Here is a 19,713-nt window from a genome sequence, read left to right on the forward strand (position 1 = left end):
CGGGCGGGTGCGCAGGCAACACGCAGTGCGTGCGCTGCGCATTGCGTGAGAGGAACCGGCTCTGACCTGGGGATTTGACTTCCCGATCAACGATCCGTAACGTTGTTCGGACTTTCCGAACGGCTTTCGATCCGGCCGTTCCTCCCGATAGGCCGCGTGACGCAACCCCACGCGGACCCCATACGGGAACCCTTCCCCGAACCCTTAACGGGAGGCTCAACCATGCCCAAACGCATCCACCTGCCCGGCACCGTCACCCTGCTCCGTCCCGGCGACCCGCTCTACCCGCTGAGCAAGCAGCGGGCCGCCGCCGGAGTGCACGCCCTGCACGTCGGCGACCCGACCGGTCGGGGCGGCACGATCGTCGGCACCCTCGACGAGCTGGCGGTGCACGTCGGCGAGGCGGCCAGCGTGATCTTCACCGCCCGTGCCGCCGGGCGGGGCGACGATGCCCCGCCCGACGACCGGGCCATCGTCATCGACCGCGAGCAGCTCGCCGAGTGGACGGCCGGATGGACGGTCGGCACGTTCGGTCGGCGCGGCATCGTCAGCGTCGGCGACGTGGTGGTGCTGATGATGGACCTCGACGCCGTCGAGCCCAAGCACACCGGTTGGGCACAGCACGCGGACATCAAGCGTGTGGACGCCACGGCCACGGACGACGACGAGGTGATCTTCTCGGTGGACGTCGCCGCCGGGTTCCGGCTCTGCACCGAACCGCAGCCGATCGGCGACCTGTGCGACGACGACCTGGAGGGGCCCGCGCTGAGCATGCAGGTCGCCGAGCGCGTCGCCGCTCTGCTCAACGAGCAGTGGGCGGCGTACCGCGCGGCCCGCTGAACCACCCCGTACCACGGCGAACGGCCGGCCCGGAGGCAGCCCGGGCCGGCCGTTCGGCTTCGCGTCAAGTGCGGCCGGCCCGGGGAGGCACCCCCATGTGGGCCGGCCGCTTGCTCTTCCCCACGCAGGTTCCCAACGCACGCATGAAGGAGCACGACCATCATGCATCAACTCACCGCGAAGACGCGAGAGATCCTGGCCAGCGCGGTCATCAACGGGACGGAGGTCACGGTCACCGGCGAGCAGCACAGCCGGGAGGACTGGGTGCCCGTCGCGACCGCGTTTCAGGCGCTGGGTGGCGTCTACACGAAGAGGATCAAGGGCTACACGTTCGAGACGGACCCCACCGAGGCGATCAAACGGGCGGTCAAGACGGGCCGGGCGGTCCCGGTGTCCCAGTCGGAGGGGTACGTGCCGACGCCCGGTGACGTTGCCGAGGAGGTGTGCAGCTACCCGTACACCGACTTGGAGCGGCTGCCGGCCGGGTCGGTGGTGCTGGAGCCGTCGGCGGGCGGCGGGCAGCTCGTCCGGGCGATCTTGGAGGTCAATCCGGGCGTGCGCGTCGTAGCGCTGGAGCCGAACAAGGCGCGGGCGGCGCTGATCGGCGACCACGACGGGCGCGTGACCGTCTTCAACTGCACGTTGGAGGAGTACGCCGCCACCGCCCGGCACCCGATCGGCGCTGGCTCCGGCATCCGGTTCAACGCGGTGGTGATGAACCCGCCGTTCGCGGTGCCGGGCAACGCGACGCTGTGGATCGACCACGTGATGCTGGCGTGGGAACTGCTCCGGCCCGGTGGCCGCCTGGTAGCCATCGTGCCCAGCGCGCTGAAGTACCGGCACGGCAAGAAGTTCGACGCAATCCGGGCGCTGATGCAGCAGTGCGGGGGCAGCGAGGCACTGCGGCCCGACGCATTCCCGTCCGTTCAGGCGCGGGCGCTGCACCTCGGCAAGCCGATCCCGATGCGCGACGAGCGGCCGTCGTACCTGGTCCGGTACTACGACGCGGTCGAGCCGGTGCGGGTGGAGGACCCGATCCTGACCGCGCAGGGCGCAATCGGTGCTCCAGTGCAGGTCTGGTACGACTCCTGGCGGCGCCGCGACCGGGTGCTGCGGTGGCGCGGGCAGTGCCACGGCTGCCAACTGCTTGTGTGGGGCTTCGACGACGGCGAGAACGACCCGCGGGGCGTGCTCGGCAACCACTCCGCCGGTTGGAGCCTCGAACCGACCGAGTACCAGGCGGCGGGCCCGGCGGTGGCCCTGTGCGCGATGTGCGGCAACACCTACGAGAGCTACAAGGCCGCGCTGGACGCCGCCGAGGTGATCTGGGCGGAGGCCGCTGAGGAGCGTGCGCGGCGGGCGGCCCGGCCGGACCCGTGGGGGCCGCTGCTGCGGCAGCTTGAGCTGGACCTGGCGGGCCTGGCGTGATGGAGCGGGCATCTGGCCACACGGCCCGACCGGTGCCGGTGTGGTCCGCGATCATCACGCACGGCGGGCTGATCCCGGCAGACGCCGCCGAGCGGGAACGGTACGAGCGGGTGCAGGCGGTCATGCGGCTGGCGTTCGGCCTACCGGAGCGCGCCCCCTTGGAGCAGTTGATCGACGCGCAGAGTCGCTGGCGGGGTAATCGGGCCGCGCTCGCCGGGCGGTACCTGAGGGCGTACGCGGAGCGGCTCGACCCGAGGGCCGACCTCGACGACATCGACCGGGCGGCCCTGCCGTGGCGCGGCAGCCTCGACGAGGAGCCCGTGCTGCTCGCGCCGAAGCCGGACCCGTGGGGCCCGCTGCTGCGGCAGCTCGAACTGTTCCCGGAGCCGGGCGCGGCCTGATCCACCGAGCGGGCGGGTCCAGGGCGGCCCGCCCGCTCCCGCCATTTCGATCCACGACTTGCCCGCTGGCACATCCAATGCATAACCTCGTTCGGACGGTCCGAACGACGCTCAATCGTCATCACGGAGGCATCCCCTATGTCCGCGACCGCTACCGCCAGCCGCCGCCACTCCGCCACCACCGCCAGCCCGCGCAACAACGCCGCACGCCGCAAGGAACGCGAGCGCGCCGCCGCCGAGAAGCGGCGCGAGCAGCTCCGCGCCTACTTGGCCGGCAACCCGACGCTGTGGACGCCGAAGACGTCGAACGGGCTCACGTTCGTCGACATCTTCTGCGGCGCGGGCGGATCGTCGATCGGCCTGAGCAACGCCGGCTACCGGCTACTGCTCGCCGCGAACCACTGGCAGACCGCGATCGACACGCACGCGGCGAACTTTGGCGACGCCGAGCACCTGTGCGCGGACGTCAACAACTACGACTTCCGATACCTGCCCCGCGGGGCCGACGTGCTGTGGGCGTCCCCGATCTGCACCGAGGCGTCCCCCGCCGGCGGCACCACCGGATACAAGCGCGGCCAGATCCCCGGCCAGTCCGACATGCTCCAGGAGCTGGGGCACGTGTCGCAGAAGGGCATGGAGCGCACCCGCGCCACGTTCTACGACGTCCTACGCGCCACCGAAATCCACCGCTTCAAGGCCGTGCTGATCGAGAACGTGCCCGACGTGGTCGACCGATGGGAGCTGTTCGACTACTGGCTGATGGGCATGGAGCGGTTGGGCTACACCTACCAGCTCGTGTCGGTCAACAGCGCGCACGTCGGCGGCGACGGCATCGAGCACGCCCCGCAGTGGCGCGACCGGCTGTACATCGTTTTCGTCCGCAAGGACATCGGCCGGAGCCCCGACGTCACCCCCCGCCCCGTGTCCCGGTGCTTCACCTGCGAGCAGGACGTTCCGGGCGAGCAGACGTGGGCGCCCTCGGTGTTCCGCAAGCAGTTCCGCACCGGCCGGTACCGCCGCGACCCGAAGTCGTCGTACGGCCAATACTGGTACACCTGCCCGAACAGGGGCTGCGGGCAGCGCGTCGAACCGTACATCCGCCCGGCCGCGTCCGTGATCGACTGGACCGACCTGGGCGTCCGCATCGGTGACCTGCCCCGCACCGTCCGCAAGCCGGAGGGCCTGGCCCCGAAGACGATGGACCGGATCCGCGCCGGCCTGCGGAAGTACGGCCACCGGGCGATCCAGGCCGCCGTCGCCGGGAACACCTACGAGCGGCCCGGCTACGTCCGGGCGTGGCCGGTCGACGACCAGCCGCTCGGCACGACGCAGTGCACGAACACGCAGGCCCTCGCGGTTCCCCCGGGCGCGTTCACCGTCAAGCACTACTCCCACCAGGAGCACCCGGGCCGCATGTCCAAGGGCGTCCTCGACGACGCGCTCGGCACCCTGACCGCGAGCAACAGCCACAGCGTGGTCGTTCCGGGCGGAGCGTTCCGGGTGAACAGCAACCACGACGACGACCGCATCCAGCCCCTCGACACGCAGCCCCTCGCCGCCTGCACCACGAAGATCGGCGACGGCATGGTGGTGCCCCCGCCGATGAGCGTCCCGGTCGGCGGCACCTGGGCCGAGGAAGTCATCGACCTGACCGCCTCGCCCAGCCGCACCGTCATGGCCAACGAGAAGGGCTGCGAGGCGCTGGTCACCCCGGGCGCTTTCCTCGCGGTGCTGCGCAACAACGCCGACGCGGTGCCGCTCGACCACCCGATGCCGACCCTCGCCACCGCCCGGCACAACGCGCTGATCGTGCCCTACTACACGAAGGGCGTCGCCACCTCCACCGTCGAGCCGCTCGGCACCCTGTCCACCCACGACCGGTTCTCCATGGTCACCCCCGAGGAGCTGGCCGGCCGCGCCGAGCTGGACGCGATGGAGGCGTTCTACCGGATGCTCAAGGCCCGCGAGAGCCTCCGCGCCCAGACCTTCCCCGACGACTACCTCGTCCTCGGCGGCAGCGGCGAGCAGACCATGCAGGCCGGCAACGCCGTGAGCTGCAACGTCGCCGAATGGATCGGCCGGCAGGTCGCCGAGATCCTCCTCCCGCACGCCGCTCTCTGACCCGTCCCGGCGGCCCGCGCCAATCCCGGCGCGGGCCGCCGTCCTACTCGCCAACGAAGGGAACGATCATGAACCAGCAGCTCACTGGCCCGGCGCTCGCGCTCGGCAACCTGATGTCGGACATCTCCGAGGACGTCTACGCCGCCGGCTGGATCCAGAACAACGAGTGGATTCTCTGGCGGGCGCTGCTCGACTGGCGCAAGGACGGCCGCGCGTACTGGGCGCCCGGCACGCAGCACGCCCACGACATCACCGAGTACATGCCCGAGCTGGACCGGCTCCAGCGGGAGTCCGGCGGGTGGGTGTGGTGGCTCGACGGGATGACGTTCGTGCCCGAGACCCGCTGGCTCGCGCTCGTGCAGCGCCGCCGCGACCAGGCCGCCGCCGTGCCGGACAACGCCGAGCTGCACCGCGCGCTCCCGCCGCTTCAGTTCGTGCCGAAGTGCAGCACCGGTGAGCCGTTGTGCTGCGACAAGCCGATGGTGCACAACAGCTTCACGGGCCAGTGGGAGTGCGCCGACGCCTACTTCGAGCTGCTCGACTCCGGAGTGCTCTCCGAGAGCATCCCTGACCGGTCCGACACCGCGGCGATGGACGACCACCAGCGAGAGCGGTTCGAGCACTGGCTGACCAACCGTATCGACGACGGCTGTGCCTGACGACGGGGTGAAGAGCATGAGCATGAGCGAGGACCTGCAACGCGAGATGAAGCGGGTCGTGCGGCACTTCCAGCGGTTTGACGCCGACACCCGAGCGAACCGGGCGGCGTCGCACCGGCTCGGCCCCCGCCAACGACAGGCGGTGGGCGAGCACTACTACAGCCACCCCGACGTGCCGGACGTCGCGTTCCCCCGCCGCAAAGACGCGGCGGAGGCGGCGCTGCGGCAGCCCAAGCCCGCGACTGACCCTGCCGAACCGTACGCGGCGGCGCTACGCCGGCTGAACCTGCCGGCGGACTGGCGTTGGCGGGTGGAGCTGCGGCCCCGCCGCAAGTCGGCCGGCGCGGAGGTCCTGCCTGGCGGCGAGATCGTCTTCGTGCTGCCGCCGACGGTCACACCGGAACGGTTCGCGGCCGGCGTGGCCGGCACCGTCGGCCAGCTGGCCCGGTCGGTGCAGGACCGGTCGCGGTTCTCCGCGACGCGGCCCGTGAAGGAACTGGTCGGCGGGGAAAGCTTCCCGTGGCTAGGCCGCAACCACCGCCTGCGCATCACGCAGCCGGGCCCACAGGAGTGCTGCCGAATGTGCCGGGAGCAGGTGATCCGGGACCCGGCGGTGCCGGTGCTCGCCGAGCGCGTGCACGCCGCCGGGCTGAGCAGCCGACCCAGCTACTGGCTGTCGGTGCTGCCGAGCGCGCTGAACGCGGAGGCGATCATCGCCTGGTATCGCCAGCAGGGGCAGGCGTGGGTCGACGAGCACGCCCCCGAGTGGGTCCAGCGTCTCGACCCGGCCCGGGGCCTGCGGATCGTCGTCCGGGACCTCGGACGACGCCGGTGGGGGGTCTACCGGACGCGCAAGCACCAGGTCGAGCTGCACTGGGCGTTGTTCCAGCTCGACCGGGAGTTCGTCGAGCACACCCTCGTGCACGAGCTGGCGCACGCCACCCGGCCCGGCGGGCAGCCGCACGGACCGCAGTGGCAGGCGGTGTTCAGCCGGGTTAAGCCTGACTGGCGGGAGACCGCCCGGCGGATGGCCGAGGCCGGCGACCGGGTGTGGCTCGGCGACGTGACCGGGCAGACGACGCAGACCTCGTACGCCGAGCGCATGCAGGCGCTGATAGTCGTCTGCCCAACCTGCGATGGCAACGGGACCGGGTGGGCGTCGATCAAGGGCCCGACGTGCGCGGCGGGGCAGTGTCCGGACTGCAAGGGCGGCGGTGAGGTGACCCGCGAGAAGCGGGAGCGTCTTCTCGCGGCGCGCGCGGACCGGGCGCTGGCACCGGCACAGCCCGACTGCGACGCACCAGCCACTCCCGAACGCGAGTGCCGCAAGGCCAAGAAGCGCCCCATCCCGTTCGACTGCAAGCAGGGCGCGGGCCACCTCGGCGAGTGCAGCCCGTACACCCTCCCGCCCCAGGGCAGTTACGTCGCACCCCGCCCACCACAACCCGACCCGTGGGGCCCGACGATCCGCGCGCTCCGCGCTTCCTGATCGAACACCGGAGAGGTGACCAACATGAGCAAGCCGGACACCAGCACCGAGCAACGGCCGGCCGATGACTGGCAGCCGGCGTACGAGCCTTGGCGGCACGGCGGCTGGTACGTCACGAACGTGCGCTACCCCTCGGGCGCGGTGGGTTGCGTCAGCCGCAACTACCCGGACAAGAAGTGGCGCATCGTGTGCGATCCCCGTCCCTTCGAGCAGGCGCCCACGTTCCGGTCACGGGACGAGGCGGCCCGCGCCGAACGGGATCTGGCCAACCAGCAGAACGCCGCATTCGCCGCCGATTCCCCGGCCGATGCCCTCCAGCGGGAGGCCGACGAGCACTGGCCCGACCGGGACACCCTCATCTACCTACGCAGCGTGCGGTTCAACCTGCTGCAGCGGGCGGACCGCTACGAGCAGCTCGGCAACGGGCAGGCGGCAGCGGCGCTACGGGCCGAAGGCGAGCAGTACCCGGACACCACCAGCACTACCCCCTGGAGCACGGTCCGTCGCTTCCTGCGTGAACACGCTGCCCTCTGGAACGGCGAGTCGGACCGCTGGCACGTGGGCGACTGCCCCCCGTGCGACCTCGTCAAATCCAGCCGCCCCCCGCTGGCGAGTCGCCCCGATCCGTGGGGCCCTGCGATCCGGGCGCTCACCAACTCCTGACCACCCACCGCGGCCGGCGCCGAGGCACCGGCGCCGGCCGCCTTCTGACGTTCCCCGCTTCCACGGAAGGAGTACGACGTGCGTACCCGTCGACCGAACCCACCGGGTTCCCTGCTGTTCGACCTGCCCACGGACGACCACCGTGCGCCCCGCGCTACCGACCCGGACCTGCGCGACGCCGACCGGATCGTCTTCAACCACTCCGGCGGCAAGGACGGGCTGGCCGCCCTGATCGTCGGCGTGCCCCGCGCCGCTTCGGCCGGGGTGCTCGACCGGGTGGTCGTGCAGTACAACGACCTGGGGCGCGTGGTGTGGCCCAGCACCCGCGAAGCCGACGAAGCGTTGGCGGCGGAGGGCTTCGAGCCGTGGCTCGTCGACCGGTTCGGCGACCGGCCCGGCTGCCGGGATCTCGCCCGGCTGCACGCCCGGCACTTCGGGGTCCGGTTCGAGGTGCGCAGCCGCGCCGGCCTCGACCTGCTCGACGACATCGAGCGGCGCGGGAAGTTCCCCGACGCCGCCCGCCGTTGGTGCACGTCGGACTTCAAGCGCGGCCCCGGGCAGAAGCTGCTCACCGAGCTGACCCGCGAGCTGGACCTGGACCGGCCGGCCCGGATCGTCTACGTGTACGGCTTCCGGGCGGAGGAGTCGACGAACCGGGCGAGGAAAAGCCCGTGCGCGCCGAACGCGTCGGCGTCGAACCTGACCCGCCGGCACGTCGTCGACTGGTACCCGGTGCACCACTGGACCGAGGAGCAGGTCTGGGCGGAGATCCGGGCCGAGGGCGTGCCGTGGGCGTGGCCGTACGACGCTGGCATGAGCCGCCTGTCGTGCTCGATGTGCGTGCTCGCGTCGAAGCAGGACCTGCTCACCGCGATCCGGCTCCGCCCCGGGCTGGCCCGCCAGTACGCGGCGGTCGAAGAGCGGATCGGGCACTCGTTCCAGCAGGGCCGGCCGATGGCGGCGCTGCTGGCCGAGGCCGGGGTGAGCCGATGACGCAGCTCGCTCTCCTCGGTCGGGACATGCTGCCCGAGGTCGCCACGTTGTCGCCGTGGTGCTTGCGCTCGGATACCGGGCGCCGCCAGAAGTGGCAGCTCGCACGCCCGGGCGAAGAGTTCGACGACAGCAAGTACACCGTCGAGCGGATCAGTCGCAACGTGGCCGCCGACTACGTGATCCCCCGGCACTACGCCGGCTCCCACGTTGTCTGCTGGCAGTCCTTCGGCCTCTACCGCGCCCACAAGCTGGTCGGGGTGGCGTCGTACTGCGTGACCAGCAAGAAGGCGCTAACCCACGCGTTCCCGGAACTGGAACCCGGCCATGAGGCGTTGGAGCTAGGCAGGCTGGTGGTGGCGGACCCGGAGCCGGGAAACACGGAAACCTGGTTCCTCGCCCGCTGCGAGGAGATGCTGCTCGATTCCGGCGTGCACGCGGTCCTCTCGTTCGCCGATCCAGTGCCGCGCATCGACGCAGACGGCGTCGTCAGGTTCAAGAGCCACATCGGGTTCGTGTACCAGGGCGGCAACTTCCTCATCGCCGGCCGCAGCGCCAAGCGGACGCTCTGGCTACTGCCCGACGGCACCGTCCTCAACGGGATCACGATGCAAAAGATTCGCAAGCAGGACGCGGGCCACGAGGCGGCCGAGAAGTTCCTCATATCGCTGGGGGCGAAGCCAATGCGGGCCGGGCAGGACCCCGCCGCATGGCTGGGTGAGGTCCGCGACGATCCGGCGGTCGGGATCCGGCTCCTCCGCCACGGCGGGTGTCACCGGTACGTCAAGCCGCTCGGCCGTACGAAGCGCGATCGGAAGCAGGTCAAGATCAATCGAGAGTTGCGGCCGGACTGGGCCAGGCTCGACAAGAACGCTCCGCTGCCGTTCGGCCCGTACCCGAAGCAGCCCGACGCGCTGGCGGTGGGGGCATGAGCGCGCTGCGGACTGAGGCGGACATGCTCCGCACGCTGAAGGCCGGCACCTACACCCTCGCCGAGCTGTACGAGCAGGCAGAGGCAGCCGGGTTAGCCGACCGGCCGGGCGGCCGGCAGGTCATCCAGGACGGGCAGCCGCAGTTCCGGCGGCGGGTGCGGACGGCGTTGCAGGACGCGAAGCGGCGAGGCCGGGCCCGGCGAGCCGGCGACCGGACGGCGGCCTGGGTGATCGAGGGCACCCGAGAACAACCGCGGCGGGCGTTGTTCGTGTGGCTGCCGGCGGACCCGTCGCGGATCGAGCTGGTGCTCGGGCGGGCGGCGGAGGTGCTGCGGCAGTCCGACGAGCCGATCGACCTGATCGTCGCGGACCCGCCGTGGGCGCTCGGCCGGGATCAGGACGGGTCGGCGTACCGGCGGGTGTACGGCCGTGACCACGAGCGGGTGGTGCCGGGGTACGTCGACGTCGACCCGGCGGAGTACGCGGACTTCACCGCCGAGTGGGTCGCGGCGGCCGGTGAGGCGCTGCGCCCTGGCGGCTACCTGGCGGTGGTCACTGGGGCGCAGCAGGCCGCGCGGGTGCAGGTGGCGGCTGAGGACGTGGCCGGGCTGACGTACGTCAACTCCATCCCGGTCACCCGCCAGTTCGGCATGTACACGACGCGGCGGTTCGTGCACCAGCACCACCAGATCACGCTCATGACGCGGGGGCCGCTGAACTCGAAGCGGCGGGTGTTCCACCGGCCGGCGGAGATGCCGCGCGGCCGGAAGGGCGAGATCTACGCGGTCGACGTGTGGACGGACATTCCGGAAGAACGCCGCCGGGGGCTGCTGCGCTACGACAACGCGCTTCCGGAGGCGCTGGTCTCGAGGATCGTCCGCTCGACGACGGACGAGGGTGACCTGGTAGCGGACCCGTTCCTCGGGTCCGGCACCACCGCGGTCACCTGCATGCGGCTGCGGCGCCGCTTCTGGGGCTGTGACCGGAACCCCAACAGCCTGCGCTTCACGATGGGCCGGATCCTCGCCGAGGTCCTCCCCACCCTGCCCGGCTCGCCGCCCCTGCCGCCGGCGGCCGACACCGATCCCAACCTGTTCGAGCTGCTGCCCCGGGACCCGTGGGGGCCCCTGCTGAGGGAGGCGAACCGATGACGACCGAAGCGACGATCGACCTGGAGGAGCCGGCCCCGTCGTACGCGGGGATCACCTACGTCATCCCGTGCGGCGGTGAGAAACTCGACCACGCCGCCCCCGCTCGGGACCTGTACCGGGGCTCGATGTTCCGGCACACCCTCGAAAACACCGAGCGGTGTGCGCGGATGGACATTGAGCAGCTCGGGAAGCCGGCGCGGGTCCTGATCCTCTCCGGGAAGTACGGTCTGGTCGAGCTTGACCAGGTCATCGAGCCGTACGACCTGCGGATGGGCGCGCGCGGGTCGGTGACCGCCGCGACGCTCGCCGAGCAAGCGGCGGCGTTGGGCATCGACTGGGGCGCCGAGGTGTACGCGCTGCTGCCCCGGCCGTACCTGGCCCGGCTCGACGAGGGGCTACGCACCCTCGACGTGTTCGTGCAGGACGTCTACGAGGGGTGCGGCGGCAACGGTGACCAGCGGCGCGTCAACGTCCACGTCGGCCGGCCCGCTGTCACCGGGGGCGGGGAGCCGGACGAGTCGGGGCTCAAGGTGTGGATCGGCGGGGACGTGTCCGCGTTCTGGTGGGGGATCCCGATGCTGGTGTCGTACCTGCGGCTGCTGGACGCGAAGACGCTGCCGGTGGCGACCGCGCGGTGGGTGCTCGATTCCGGCGGCTTCCCGATGCTCGACAAGAACAGCGGGTGGACGGTGTCGGGTGAGCAGTACGCCGCCGACATCAAGCGGTACGGCGCGGAGATCGGCAACCTGGTGTGGGCGGCGCCGCAGGATTGGCCGGCCGCACCGCACCTGCTCGCGAAGACCGGGCTGACGGAAGAAGAGCACCAGCGGCGCACGGTCGCGTCGGTGGTGCAGCTGCGCGCCGCCGGCACCGGCGTGCACATCATCCCCGTGCTCACCGCCGCGACCCCGGACGGGTACCTGCGGCACGCCGAGATGCACCGGCAGGCGGGCATCGACCTCTGGGATGAGCCGCTGGTCGGGGTGGGCGCGCTGCTGTTCCGGTCGGTCGCCGAGGCCGCGGAGATCGTGCGGTTGCTGCACGCCGCCGGGCTGGTCCGGCTGCACGCGTTCGGCGGGAAGGGTCGCTTGCTGGACCTGGTCGGCCACCTGCTGGAGTCGGTGGACTCGGCGGGCTGGTCGGCAGACGCCCGCCGGACCACGGACATGTGCCCGCACGGCCTGGTGAAGTGGGAGCGCAACTGCCCGCAGGCGGCCCGTGAGTGGGCCGCGCAGCAGCGGGCCCGGGCGGCGCAGTCACGCGTGCAACCGATGATCCCCCTCGGGGGCGGGCGGGCGGCGGGCCCGGACCCGTGGGGCCCCGTGCTCAGGGAGCTGCTCGACATGGTCTGACCTGGTCGGTTGCCAGGTCAGCCGCCATCCCCTATTGTTGTTCGCACAGTCCGATCAACACTTCCCAACGCTCAACCGATCGGCGCACACACTCGGAGGCACCCGAGCCATGGCCAACCTCATCATCACCCACGACTACCCGAACGGCACCATCCTCACCGGCGACGCGATCGACAACGCCGTGTACCAGACCGTCCGCCCCCACCGCTTCCGCCGGCACCCCGACGTGGGGATCTACCTGCGGGGCAGCCGCTACAAGCGCTCGCAGGACACCGTGATCAACGCGGCGGCGGTCGCGCTGACCGCTGCCGGGCACACCGTTGAGCAGCGGATCGACAACACGCCCCGCCAGCGGCCGGCCCGGCCCACCGCCGAGGTCGAGGCGACCCGCAAGCGCAAGTCGGCGCGTCGCGTCGAGCGCCTGCACGCCGCCGCCGGACGGGCCGGCAACCGGGCGGAGGCCCGCGACGCGTCGGCAAACCGCGTGCTCGACGGCATCCCGATGGGCCAGCCGGTCCTGTCCGGCCACTACTCCGCGCGGGGTGATCTGCGCCGCCGGATGCGGGCGTGGGGGCAGCAGGACCGCGCCGCCGACGACCGCGCTCAGGCCCGCCGGTACGCGAGCCTGGCGGAGGCCGCTGCGGCGAACCAGCGGCACCACGAGAACGGGCGGGTCACGATGCGCCGGCTGGAGGAGATTCGGGCCGGCCAGCGCCGGCTTCAGGCCGAGCTGGACGCCGGGGTCAGCGACAGCCGCCGCGAGTGGCTGACCCAGGCGCTGAGTGACCTCGCCGACAAGGTCGCCCACTGGGAGGCGCACATGGCGAAGCTGGCCGAGTCCGGCGAGTTCGTGCCGTGGGGTCCGCAGGACTTCCAGCAGAACGACGTGGTTCGCGTCGAAGGCGCCGACCGGTGGTACCCGGTGAAGCGCGTCAACAAGGCGTCTCTGAGCATCGACGGCGAGTTCGGGCCGACCACCGTCAAATGGGACAAGGTCGCCGGGCGGCGCCGCGACGGCGTGCAACTCGACGCCCCGAACGGGAACCCGTGGCCGGTGGAGCTCGCGAAGAAGGTTGCGACGTGGGAGCGCCTGCAGCAGATCTCGGGCCGCGACCGCTACAGCGAGGAGGGGGTGCGCGCGGGCGAGGCGCAGCGCATCGCCCACGGTCTGCCGCTGGGCGCCTCCGACCCGGAGGTGGCCGCGTTCGACCTCACCTGGCTCGACGAGGACGAAGCCCGGCAGGTCATCGCGGTGTACGTGGACATCTACCGCCGGCTCGCCGCCGGGGATGACCCTGCGGCGGTGCGTGACAGCGTCATCCCGCTGCCGTTCGAGCCGGAGTGGCGGATGCCCGACCGGGAGCCCGAGCAGCGTCTCGCCGCCCCTGGCGGCTACAACAACAACAATCCGTTCGTGCAGGTCGGTGACCTGATCGTCGGTATGTACGACATCGGCGCGGACCGGCGGCTCGACAAGCGGTGCGCCGGTCCGGTCGTCGCCATCTCCGACGTCGTCGACCGACGAGAGCGCGGCACGTGGGTGACGTTCACCCTCGCCGACGGGCGGACGGTGGAGCGCAAGACGCACATGTGGTTCGCTGTGCACCCGGCCGGGACCTGGGAAAAGACTCCGGAGGCGAAGGCGGTTGAGGTGGCGTCCCTGACGGTCGAGAACGCCGAGGCGGCCCGCCGGGACGCGGACCTCAGCTGCGACCCGCAGCGGATGGAGTCGGCGCGGCTGGCCGTCGCCGACGCCAAGGCCGGCCTCGACGTGGCGCTGCGGGCCCTGCCCAGTGCCGCCGAGGTCGTCGACGAGTCCGAGCCGATCCAGGTCCACCGGCCGGATCCGTGGGGCCCGTTCATCCGCGCCATGCAAACCACGGCCGCGTAGCGGCAGCCGGCACCACCCACCCACAACCACGAGGAGAGGGACCGTGAGCACCAACACCGCGAGGGGAATCGGGGGCCTGCTGTTCCCCAAGCACGTCGCCGAGATCTGGACCGAGGAGCGCCGCAAGCAGGAGCCCGAGGCACCCGCGGTCGACGTGGTCACGGTCCACAACTACCTGCGGTTCTCCAAGCCCACCCCGCCCGGGGTGAAGTTCCGCAACCGGTACGAGGACAACCCGATGCCCGAACCGGAGGCCCGCATCGGCCCGAAGCAGCCCGCCTGGAAGGTCGAGCAGGAGGGCGCCCTGCGCGACTGGTGGCACAGCCGCAAGGGCCAGGGCGCGAAGGGCCACCGGAAGCCAAGGAAGGCGAAGCCGTGACAGCCGCACCGCAGCGGAAACGCTGGATGGAACCCGGTGCCGCGCCGTACCGGGCGCCGAGCACCCCGCGCAGTGGAAACCCGGGGAGGGTCGTCGGCTTCCTCGCCGTCGCCCCCGCGCTCGGGCTTCTGGTGACCGCGATGATCTCCGGCGGCCACATCGGCGGCGCTGACGTCGTCGTCGGCGCGGTCATCACCGGCCTGCTCATGATGCTCATCGCCCCGAGCGCCACCCGCAAGCGCTGAACGAACCGAACCCGCACCCGTGGAGGGAACACCCGTGAGCGACCTCAACCCAACCCCGACCGACGGCAACCCGACGCCCGGCACCGAGTGCCCGGACTGGTGCGTGATGCACCTGGAAGGCAAGCACGTCGGCGAACTGTCCGACCCGCACCCACTCAAGCAGGGCTACACCATGTACAGCCGGCCCATCGACGAGGGCGACGGCCGGGTCGGCATGCAGCTGGTCGTCCTCAACCCCGAGGGCGAGCACGTCACCATCCCGCTGCCCTCGGCGGCGTTGACCGCGGCGGACGGCCGGGAGTAGCCGTCCTGACCGCCGCGTCGTGCGGCCCGCCCCCGGGCGGGCCGTACCGGCGGCCGTCAGGCCGAGCAACACCCACCGACCCGAGAGGCACACGTCATGACCAGCGGAGAGCAGCACGCGATCGGCCTGCTGGAGCGCACGGGAGCGCTTGGCTACGACACCTCCGACCCGGGTGCCTGGACCTTGCACCTCGAAGGCCAGGTTGTCCGACGGAACCTGCGCATCGACCCCACCGACCTCGACGCCGCCACGGCGTGGGCGAGGCGGGCACTGCGAGACTTCCCCGTCCCGTTCGATCCGGGCACCGGACCGGTGCCCGGCTACATCGCCGGCCTGTGCGGTCATCGGGTCGCCCGTACCGAGTGGGCGGCCGGCTTCCGGGTGTGCGAGCGCTGCCCCAGCCTCAAAGCCGACGTCGTCGAGGCCAGCACCATGGAGGTGCGGGTCGTCGACCGTGGCACCCAGGTCGGCTACGAGTACCCCCTGATCCGGACCGTGCGGATCGCCACCACCTGCCCGCAGTGTGGCGGCCGGCGGGGCGAGCCGTCCCCGTTCCGGTTCTGTGAGGACGGCGGATGGCTGGTGTGCGACCGCTGGACGAATCCGTGCGGCCACATCGACTACTACGGCCAGGTGCTTCGCGAGGTCGGGCTTCGCGCCTGACCATCCCGCTGAGGCCCCGCACCCAACACTGGGTGCGGGGCCTCTTTCATCGACCCTGACCGTGGATATGCGCTTGATATCTTTCCCGCCAACCTGCATAGTGGCTTTACAACTTATCGACTCACGGAGGCACCCGTGGACCTGCACAAGATCGCCGCAACCGCCATCGCTCGCGCCCGCACCAACAGCGGCATGAGCACCCCCGAATTCGACTTTCAGATCGCCGCCCATGGCATCGGAGGAATCCACTCCCCGCTCGGCAGCGAGGTCTACGAGATCGCCAACGCCCACATGCCCGAGGCCGTAGCCGGCGCGGACAACCGCATGAACGAGCGGGAGGCCAACCACCGCAGGCTGTGGGAGGCGCTGCAGCCGGAGCTGCAGGCATACGCCCAGCGGTGCCGTGAGCGCCGCTACACGGGCTGGTCAGACGAGGCCCAGGCGCGCGGCGCGCGGATCCGATACGCCAAGTGACCGACCACCTGGAACGCACAAGCCCGACCCCCACCGTGGCGGAAAGGATTCGAATGGAACTGACGCAGGCCCAGCAGGACGCCCTCCTCAACCGGGCGGTCGAGGCCGTACGAAGCCGCTTCGCGGTCGGCCCGGACACCGACCCGGGCGAGGTGTCCCGCCGTATCGAGGTGGCGACGCTCGCGGTCACCGACGCGGTCACCCGAGGGGGTTTGCTGCACACCCAGATCGCCACGCTGGCCGGCGTCACCGGGCTGCGGGTGATCGGCCTGATCTCCGACTGGTCGGCGCAGGGTCAGGCGCTCGGGCGGGAGCGACACGCCGCCGCCCGATACACCGACCAGGTGCGCGAGGCCGCCGCTTCCCACGCGCGGCAGCGGATCGGCGCGCAGGGGTATGGGGCGAGGGCGGCCATCGCCCGGGAGGTGGGAGTGACCCCGGTGACGGTGGACGCGTGGACCAAGACCCAGCCGGGTGACGTCTGATGGACAAGCAGGAGTTGGGCCGCCTGCTGGAGGCCTACTGCCAGGAGTACCGGCGGCACACCACGCACCACGCCGCGGTCGACATCGCTGCACGCTGGTGGAGACTTTCGCTGACGCTTCCCGAGGTGACGGCGACGGTCGCCGCAAGCTGGGCACGCCTCGACTTCTACCCGGAAGAGGCCGAGCCGCTCATTCGCTCCGGCATCACGCCCCGACGGGTCCGGGAGGTGGAGCAGCACGCAAGGGGGGACGCCGGCAGCCGCAAGGCGCTCATCGATCAGCGCATCCAGCAGATGGTCCAGGCAGGACAGATCGTCGACCCCGCCCAGGTCGCGCGAGTTCAGGACCCGTCCGACCCCACCCGAGAGATCATCGCCATCCGCAACGAACCCGACGAGCGGCGAGACGAGGACAAGCAGGCATGACCCCACATCAGGCAAGCGAGATGGAAGCCAGGCTGCGGATGTACCTCGAATCCGTCGAAGGCGTGATCCGTGAGCACGGCTGGATGGTCCAGTTCGTGTTCCCCACCGAGAACGAGCCGGGCGTGCCCTTCGCGTACACCGTGGGCCTCACCGCGAAGGGCCGGCCGGAGCTGGTCATCGCCGGCCTGCCGGACCAGGTCGCCGGGCAGCTGCTCAACATGGCCGCCGAGGCGTCCCTGCAGGCGCCGTTCGAGGCGGGGCAGACCGTCGACGACCTGGCGACCGTGCCGTTCCGGGTGGTCACCGCCGACCTGGCCGAGGTGGGCATGGCCCGCAACCTGTACGGCGACGAGCGGGTGAGCGCGCTGCAGCTCGTGTGGCCGGCCCGCAACGGGGCGTTCCCGTGGGAACCGACTTGGCCGGACGACACTCGCCAGCCGGTGTACACGATCGGGACGATCCGATGAGCGAGGGAATGAGCCCAGAGGAACTCGCCGAGCGCCTCCACACAGTCGGCCACGAGTACGCGGACGCGCTCTCGCAGGCGGACAGCTTGGTTGCCCGGGGGCGGTCGATGCTCGGCCGGGAGGACGAGGTGGTGCTCTTCGGGGTGCTCGCCGAACTGATGGAGGCTGGCCACTTCGGCCCGGTGGCGCATCTCGCCGCAGCGCTCGTGCTGCGGGAGGCGAAGCAGCAGGCTGTCGACGAGCCGTAGGGCCTACAGGCGGAAGCGCCCCCACCCGGTTGGGTGGGGGCGCTTCGTCGTTTCCAAGGGGCTACGCGGCCTGTTCGACGACCGCGTAGTTGCCCGTCTTCTCCCGCATGATCAGGCCAGCGGCGAGCAGGGTGTTGAGGTGGTTGTAGACCTGCCGGTCCTTGTAGCCGGCGGCGACGGCGATGTCCTTCGGCATGGCGTTCCCAGCGCGGATCGCGTCGAGGACCTTGTAGTGCCCCTCCTTCAGCTCCTTGCGGGCCTTCTCCTTCTCGGCGCGTACCTCCGCCTCGATCTTCCGCTCGTAGTCCTCCCAGCGGGGGAACTCGATGGTCCCCCACTCCTCCAGCTGCTCGGTGGTGACCGCACCGGCCGGGGCGGGGGTGGCGGCCTGCGCGGGAGTGTTGGCCGGGGCCGGCGCGGTGGGCTCGTCGACGGCGATGCCGGCGCGGCGGGCCTCGATGCGCCGCAGCGCTTGGTCGAGGGCTTCCTGTGCCATCTCGTTCCGCCGCAGGTAGGTGGTTCCCCACGCGGCGGCGGCGCCCGTGTCCAGGCAGCGCCACACGATGCGCCGCGGCCAGTCCCTGGCCATCTTGTCGGTCAGGAAGTAGCTGCGGAACGGGGCGGTCCGCCCGCCCGGGCTGGTGTTGACGACGTACGCGTAGCCGGGCAGGTCCGGGAACTTCTTCGGGTTGAGGTCGACGCCGAAGACCTCCTTCACGTTCGGGTTCTTGCCCTTGAAGATCAGGCCGTTGCCGTCGAGCAGGTTCGAGCGGATGGTCTCGGCGTCCGTGGTGCCGGCCCCGCCGAACGCGTCGAGGGTGGGGTTCTGCGACGCGAGGACCAGATTGACGCCGACCTTGCCGCCTTCCCTGGCGATCGTGGCGATGAGCGACTGGGTGCGGGCCCACATCGCGGGGTTGAGCACCTTCGACAGCGGCTTGTGGCTCTCGTCGATGAAGCCGAGCACCCCCGGCCGGTCCTTGGTCGGGGTGAAGCCGCTCCACCCGTTGACCGCGTTCTCATCCTGGCGCAGGAGCAGCACCAGGTGCATGCCCTCCAGCATGGCGAGGATCTGCTCGTAGCTGCGGGCCCGCACGTCGGCGTACTTCATCAGCAGCGGCGACGACGCGCCGGCCTGCCCGTCGCCGTAGAGGATCACGGTGGGGTGGGTTTCGCTCGCGGCCAGGGACAACGCGATTGACTCCATGGTGCGGGACTTCCCGGCGCCGGTGCCGCCCTGCAGGAAGCCACCCCACAGCCGGTTGTCGCGGTACGCCTTCCACTTCGCGACGCCTTCACCGTCGGCGAACGGACCGAGGTGCACGTAGCCGGTCGTCGGGTCGAACGCCTCCGGGCCGGGCCAGAACACGCTGCTCTTGATCGGCGATTTCTCGACGATCGTGAGCAGAAGGTGCGGCTCGGGCAGCGTCGGGTGCGGTTCGACGATCAGTTCCTGGTGGCTACGCAGGAACAGGCCACCCCGCACGTTCTTCATCTCCCCGACGACCGTGTCGAGGTGCTGGCGGCCGGGGCGAAGCCGCAGCGCGAACCGGATACCCGCCTTGATTGGCTCCGGGTCGGTGAGCTGCGAGCCGGCAAGGCAGCCGCTGTCGCAGCCGATGTTCTCCTTCCACAGCTGGACGTACTCCTGCCGGGTGCGAGCCTCGATGCGGCCCAGCGGGTGGATGCGCCACCAGTGCAGCGACAGCCCGTACCCGAAGGCCATCAGCACTCCGATGGCGCCGAGGTCCAGGCCGTACCTGGTGACGCCGGTGAGCCACAGGCCGGCGACGGCGATGAACGCGAACGCCCGCCGGCGGGCCTTGCGGTCGAACACCCGGCCCCGGACACGCGTGGCAGCGACCACGGCGATGACGAACGCCGACGCGGCGACCCAGGTGGCCACCTGCGCCTCGTCGCCGGTGAGGTGCACCGCGAGGCGGGCGGCGCCAGCGGCGACGACCAGGGCGCCGACAGCGGCGTGCGGCATCATCTTCGGGCGCATGCCGTGGCCGGTGAGCTGGTGGTGGCGGCCCACCAGGCCGCCGGTTGGCGCCATCGCGGCGGTCGGCTGCTCGGGGGCCGTGGCAGTCGTGGTCATGGTTC

The 19,713-nt window shown here is 71.3% G+C and carries 22 protein-coding genes; 21 read left to right on the plus strand and 1 reads right to left on the minus strand.

Annotation, left to right across the window (positions count from 1 at the left end; translation table 11 throughout):
* Positions 1-222: 222 nt before the first annotated feature.
* The 21 genes from ACIBTV_RS25480 to ACIBTV_RS25580 all read left to right on the plus strand — a co-directional run bounded on the left by ACIBTV_RS25480 (position 223) and on the right by ACIBTV_RS25580 (position 17,607).
* A complete protein-coding gene (locus ACIBTV_RS25480) occupies positions 223-840 on the plus strand; it encodes a hypothetical protein (protein WP_396708812.1) in 618 nt (205 codons plus the stop codon).
* Positions 841-1,002: 162 nt separating this feature from the next.
* Entirely contained in the window at positions 1,003-2,268 is a 1,266-nt protein-coding gene (locus tag ACIBTV_RS25485; RefSeq protein WP_396708813.1) for a class I SAM-dependent methyltransferase, read from the plus strand.
* A gap of 32 nt (positions 2,269-2,300) precedes the next feature.
* On the plus strand, positions 2,301-2,669 hold the full coding sequence (locus ACIBTV_RS25490; RefSeq protein ID WP_396708815.1) for a hypothetical protein: 369 nt from the start codon (positions 2,301-2,303) through the stop codon (positions 2,667-2,669).
* A gap of 138 nt (positions 2,670-2,807) precedes the next feature.
* The gene (locus tag ACIBTV_RS25495; protein WP_396708817.1) at positions 2,808-4,790 is read left to right on the plus strand and encodes a DNA cytosine methyltransferase; all 1,983 of its coding nucleotides are present in this window, start codon (positions 2,808-2,810) and stop codon (positions 4,788-4,790) included.
* Between the two features lie 68 nt (positions 4,791-4,858).
* Complete coding sequence (locus ACIBTV_RS25500; protein ID WP_396708818.1) at positions 4,859-5,449, plus strand: hypothetical protein; 591 nt, start codon at positions 4,859-4,861, stop codon at positions 5,447-5,449.
* 16 nt (positions 5,450-5,465) lie between these two features.
* Positions 5,466-6,938: a SprT-like domain-containing protein gene (locus ACIBTV_RS25505; RefSeq protein WP_396708819.1), complete on the plus strand. Its 1,473-nt coding sequence runs from the start codon at positions 5,466-5,468 to the stop codon at positions 6,936-6,938.
* Between the two features lie 24 nt (positions 6,939-6,962).
* Complete coding sequence (locus tag ACIBTV_RS25510) at positions 6,963-7,601, plus strand: hypothetical protein (protein ID WP_396708821.1); 639 nt, start codon at positions 6,963-6,965, stop codon at positions 7,599-7,601.
* A 78-nt stretch (positions 7,602-7,679) separates the two neighbouring features.
* Positions 7,680-8,594 (plus strand): phosphoadenosine phosphosulfate reductase family protein, encoded by a 915-nt coding sequence (locus ACIBTV_RS25515; protein ID WP_396708823.1) that lies wholly within the window; start codon positions 7,680-7,682, stop codon positions 8,592-8,594.
* Entirely contained in the window at positions 8,591-9,523 is a 933-nt protein-coding gene (locus tag ACIBTV_RS25520) for a hypothetical protein (RefSeq protein ID WP_396708825.1), read from the plus strand. The genes ACIBTV_RS25515 and ACIBTV_RS25520 overlap by 4 nt, the downstream gene beginning before the upstream one ends.
* Positions 9,520-10,674: a DNA-methyltransferase gene (locus ACIBTV_RS25525; RefSeq protein ID WP_396708827.1), complete on the plus strand. Its 1,155-nt coding sequence runs from the start codon at positions 9,520-9,522 to the stop codon at positions 10,672-10,674. The genes ACIBTV_RS25520 and ACIBTV_RS25525 overlap by 4 nt, the downstream gene beginning before the upstream one ends.
* Positions 10,671-12,026 carry a DUF6884 domain-containing protein gene (locus ACIBTV_RS25530; RefSeq protein ID WP_396708829.1) on the plus strand — a complete coding sequence of 452 codons (1,356 nt, stop codon included), beginning with the start codon at positions 10,671-10,673 and terminating at the stop codon, positions 12,024-12,026. The genes ACIBTV_RS25525 and ACIBTV_RS25530 overlap by 4 nt, the downstream gene beginning before the upstream one ends.
* Positions 12,027-12,135: 109 nt before the next feature.
* Entirely contained in the window at positions 12,136-13,917 is a 1,782-nt protein-coding gene (locus tag ACIBTV_RS25535) for a DUF3560 domain-containing protein (protein WP_396708831.1), read from the plus strand.
* Between the two features lie 43 nt (positions 13,918-13,960).
* Positions 13,961-14,296 carry a hypothetical protein gene (locus tag ACIBTV_RS25540; protein ID WP_396708833.1) on the plus strand — a complete coding sequence of 112 codons (336 nt, stop codon included), beginning with the start codon at positions 13,961-13,963 and terminating at the stop codon, positions 14,294-14,296.
* Positions 14,293-14,541 carry a hypothetical protein gene (locus ACIBTV_RS25545; RefSeq protein ID WP_396708835.1) on the plus strand — a complete coding sequence of 83 codons (249 nt, stop codon included), beginning with the start codon at positions 14,293-14,295 and terminating at the stop codon, positions 14,539-14,541. Before ACIBTV_RS25540 ends, ACIBTV_RS25545 begins: the two co-directional genes overlap by 4 nt.
* 34 nt (positions 14,542-14,575) lie before the next feature.
* A complete protein-coding gene (locus tag ACIBTV_RS25550) occupies positions 14,576-14,845 on the plus strand; it encodes a hypothetical protein (RefSeq protein WP_396708837.1) in 270 nt (89 codons plus the stop codon).
* A 96-nt stretch (positions 14,846-14,941) separates the two neighbouring features.
* Positions 14,942-15,508, plus strand: coding sequence for a hypothetical protein (locus ACIBTV_RS25555; RefSeq protein ID WP_396708839.1), 567 nt, complete (start codon positions 14,942-14,944; stop codon positions 15,506-15,508).
* A 135-nt stretch (positions 15,509-15,643) separates the two neighbouring features.
* Positions 15,644-15,982, plus strand: a complete 339-nt coding sequence (locus ACIBTV_RS25560; RefSeq protein WP_396708840.1) for a hypothetical protein — start codon at positions 15,644-15,646, stop codon at positions 15,980-15,982.
* Positions 15,983-16,035: 53 nt separating this feature from the next.
* A complete protein-coding gene (locus ACIBTV_RS25565; protein ID WP_396708842.1) occupies positions 16,036-16,467 on the plus strand; it encodes a hypothetical protein in 432 nt (143 codons plus the stop codon).
* Entirely contained in the window at positions 16,467-16,892 is a 426-nt protein-coding gene (locus ACIBTV_RS25570; RefSeq protein WP_396708844.1) for a hypothetical protein, read from the plus strand. Before ACIBTV_RS25565 ends, ACIBTV_RS25570 begins: the two co-directional genes overlap by 1 nt.
* Positions 16,889-17,359, plus strand: a complete 471-nt coding sequence (locus ACIBTV_RS25575) for a DUF4262 domain-containing protein (RefSeq protein WP_396708846.1) — start codon at positions 16,889-16,891, stop codon at positions 17,357-17,359. Before ACIBTV_RS25570 ends, ACIBTV_RS25575 begins: the two co-directional genes overlap by 4 nt.
* Positions 17,360-17,367: 8 nt before the next feature.
* A complete protein-coding gene (locus ACIBTV_RS25580; RefSeq protein WP_396708848.1) occupies positions 17,368-17,607 on the plus strand; it encodes a hypothetical protein in 240 nt (79 codons plus the stop codon).
* A gap of 61 nt (positions 17,608-17,668) precedes the next feature.
* On the opposite strand, the gene ACIBTV_RS25585 is transcribed toward ACIBTV_RS25580, so the two are convergent.
* Positions 17,669-19,708 carry a hypothetical protein gene (locus ACIBTV_RS25585; protein ID WP_396708850.1) on the minus strand — a complete coding sequence of 680 codons (2,040 nt, stop codon included), beginning with the start codon at positions 19,706-19,708 and terminating at the stop codon, positions 17,669-17,671.
* Positions 19,709-19,713 lie beyond the last annotated feature (5 nt).

Source organism: Micromonospora sp. NPDC049366 (assembly GCF_044466625.1).
Classification (GTDB): domain Bacteria; phylum Actinomycetota; class Actinomycetes; order Mycobacteriales; family Micromonosporaceae; genus Micromonospora.

Excerpts from the sequence above, each read along its gene's own strand:
- ACIBTV_RS25555 (WP_396708839.1), top strand. The coding sequence starts at position 14,942 with ATGACCAGCGGAGAGCAGCACGCGATCGGCCTGCTGGAGCGCACGGGA.
- ACIBTV_RS25485 (WP_396708813.1), top strand. The coding sequence starts at position 1,003 with ATGCATCAACTCACCGCGAAGACGCGAGAGATCCTGGCCAGCGCGGTC.
- ACIBTV_RS25495 (WP_396708817.1), top strand. The coding sequence starts at position 2,808 with ATGTCCGCGACCGCTACCGCCAGCCGCCGCCACTCCGCCACCACCGCC.
- ACIBTV_RS25565 (WP_396708842.1), top strand. The coding sequence starts at position 16,036 with ATGGAACTGACGCAGGCCCAGCAGGACGCCCTCCTCAACCGGGCGGTC.
- ACIBTV_RS25530 (WP_396708829.1), top strand. The coding sequence starts at position 10,671 with ATGACGACCGAAGCGACGATCGACCTGGAGGAGCCGGCCCCGTCGTAC.
- ACIBTV_RS25510 (WP_396708821.1), top strand. The coding sequence starts at position 6,963 with ATGAGCAAGCCGGACACCAGCACCGAGCAACGGCCGGCCGATGACTGG.
- ACIBTV_RS25525 (WP_396708827.1), top strand. The coding sequence starts at position 9,520 with ATGAGCGCGCTGCGGACTGAGGCGGACATGCTCCGCACGCTGAAGGCC.
- ACIBTV_RS25535 (WP_396708831.1), top strand. The coding sequence starts at position 12,136 with ATGGCCAACCTCATCATCACCCACGACTACCCGAACGGCACCATCCTC.
- ACIBTV_RS25505 (WP_396708819.1), top strand. The coding sequence starts at position 5,466 with ATGAGCATGAGCGAGGACCTGCAACGCGAGATGAAGCGGGTCGTGCGG.
- ACIBTV_RS25575 (WP_396708846.1), top strand. The coding sequence starts at position 16,889 with ATGACCCCACATCAGGCAAGCGAGATGGAAGCCAGGCTGCGGATGTAC.
- ACIBTV_RS25570 (WP_396708844.1), top strand. The coding sequence starts at position 16,467 with ATGGACAAGCAGGAGTTGGGCCGCCTGCTGGAGGCCTACTGCCAGGAG.
- ACIBTV_RS25480 (WP_396708812.1), top strand. The coding sequence starts at position 223 with ATGCCCAAACGCATCCACCTGCCCGGCACCGTCACCCTGCTCCGTCCC.
- ACIBTV_RS25580 (WP_396708848.1), top strand. The coding sequence starts at position 17,368 with ATGAGCCCAGAGGAACTCGCCGAGCGCCTCCACACAGTCGGCCACGAG.
- ACIBTV_RS25585 (WP_396708850.1), bottom strand. The coding sequence starts at position 19,708 with ATGACCACGACTGCCACGGCCCCCGAGCAGCCGACCGCCGCGATGGCG.
- ACIBTV_RS25520 (WP_396708825.1), top strand. The coding sequence starts at position 8,591 with ATGACGCAGCTCGCTCTCCTCGGTCGGGACATGCTGCCCGAGGTCGCC.
- ACIBTV_RS25500 (WP_396708818.1), top strand. The coding sequence starts at position 4,859 with ATGAACCAGCAGCTCACTGGCCCGGCGCTCGCGCTCGGCAACCTGATG.